The organism is Lysobacter zhanggongensis (genome assembly GCF_046638635.1).
Taxonomy (GTDB): Bacteria; Pseudomonadota; Gammaproteobacteria; order Xanthomonadales; family Xanthomonadaceae; genus Novilysobacter; species Novilysobacter luteus.
Genome location: NZ_JBJXHK010000160.1, coordinates 1 through 1,668 on the forward strand (window position 1 = coordinate 1; position 1,668 = coordinate 1,668).

1 protein-coding gene and 1 pseudogene are annotated in these 1,668 nt (G+C 72.9%); both read right to left on the reverse strand.

The window, feature by feature from the left end; genetic code table 11:
• Window positions 1–182: 182 nt before the first annotated feature.
• Window positions 183–650, reverse strand: a complete 468-nt coding sequence (locus ACKVMH_RS13420) for a 3-hydroxybutyrate oligomer hydrolase family protein (RefSeq protein ID WP_412700655.1) — start codon at window positions 648–650, stop codon at window positions 183–185.
• Between the two features lie 178 nt (window positions 651–828).
• Window positions 829–1,647, reverse strand: a pseudogene (locus ACKVMH_RS13425) (3-hydroxybutyrate oligomer hydrolase family protein); the annotation flags it as partial.
• Between the last annotated feature and the right edge of the window lie 21 nt (window positions 1,648–1,668).

Sequence of the window (1,668 nt, forward strand, 5' to 3'; positions counted from 1 at the left end):
CCGGGTGGCGGCCGCGGTCCGCGCGGGGCGTGATCCGCGCGGTCAGGATGTGACCACGAAAAAGGCGCCCTACGGGGCGCCTTTCTTGTCTGTAGGAGCGGCTTCGGCGGCGATCGGTAATCTCGTCCCCGTGTCGATCTTCGCATCGCGGCTGAAGCCGCTCCTACAGGGGCCAGTTCCCGCTACTCGGGCATCGCCAGGTCGCTCGCCTTGAGCGCATTGCCAGCGCCGCGCGGCGTGGTCGCGATCACCGCGTCCGCCGGCATCGGCGCGCCGTCGTGCAGATGCGCCCAGGTGCGGTCCAGCGCCTCGTAGATGTACGGCAGCAACGGCAGGTAGTGCGCGCCATAGGCCGGCAAGCCGAGGAAGGCATCGAAATGCTGGACGTTCCGCACCTGCCAGTGGCGCACGTCGGCGCCGACGGCCTGAGCGGCGGCGACGTACGGAGCACTGGTAAAGGCCGTCGGGATCAGGCCGTCGTCCAGGCCGTGCACCACCATCACCGGCAGGCCCGCACGCGGTGTCCGCGCGGTGAGTGCCTCGATGCCGGTGCGGACGCGGTCGGCGTCGGCTCCCTGCCCGTCCCACATCCCGCGCAGGCACTGGAGTTCCTTCAATGGCGCATCCGGGTCCCCCGTCGGGGCCACCATCCCGACGCCCGCACCCGGCGGGATCCCGCTGCCGTCGGCAAACCAGGCGGCGCGCTCGGCCCCGGTGGCCGGGCGCGGTGCGCCCNAGTTCCTTCAATGGCGCATCCGGGTCCCCCGTCGGGGCCACCATCCCGACGCCCGCACCCGGCGGGATCCCGCTGCCGTCGGCAAACCAGGCGGCGCGCTCGGCCCCGGTGGCCGGGCGCGGTGCGCCCTCGGCGGTCAGCGCCGAGAACGTGTGGCCGCAGGGGTGCTCGCCGACACCAAAGCGGCCGTAAGCGGAGGCATACGTCACCGCGACCGCGCGCCACAGGTCGAACCCGACGCTGATCGAGCCGGCGCGCAGCGCGGAGTCGGTCCAACCGTTCACGCGAAGGGTGTCGTAGGCCGAGCGTTGCCGCGCCTCGAGCGTGTCGCCGCTTACCAGGCCGGCATCGGCCAGCGCGGCGCACTGCGCGGCAGCGGTCGGCATCGGCGGAATGCCCAGCACCGGCAATGCACACGGCATCAGCAGCGCCGCCTCGGTGGTGTAGTCGTACAGCGGGCGCGCGCCGGCCACGGTGATATTGGGCGCGCCGGCGACCACCGCATCGAGCCAGTCATCGCCGTCGGCCTCAGCGGCCCGCAGCACCGCGCCGCCGCCATTGGAGATGCCCACCGCGATGACAGTGGTGTTGTCGAACGCGAACGGGGCGGCCTGCGGGAACGCACGATCAAGCGCCTGCAGGGCGAACTCGGCGGCCTGTTTCACGTGCACGCCCCAGTCGGCCTCCGGGTTGTCGCGCGAGTGGGCGTGCTTGACCGCTACGCCGCGGCCCGACGCCGGGTCCGGCACGAAGGCCAGGCCGTCGACCGGTGCACCGACCGTGCCATCCGCGCGTACGCCAAGGCCCGCATCGAGGTCGAAATAGTCGGTGCCCGCACCCTTGTCGGTGTAGGCGACGGCGCAGCCCTTCGGCAGCGCCCACGGCGCCGCGACCGCGATCGCGCCGAGCACCCCGCGCGACCCCGATGCCGG

What these genes read in the sequence shown, in the direction of transcription:
- ACKVMH_RS13420 (WP_412700655.1), bottom strand. Translation starts at nt 650, where the DNA reads ATGGTGGCCCCGACGGGGGACCCGGATGCGCCATTGAAGGAACTCCAG.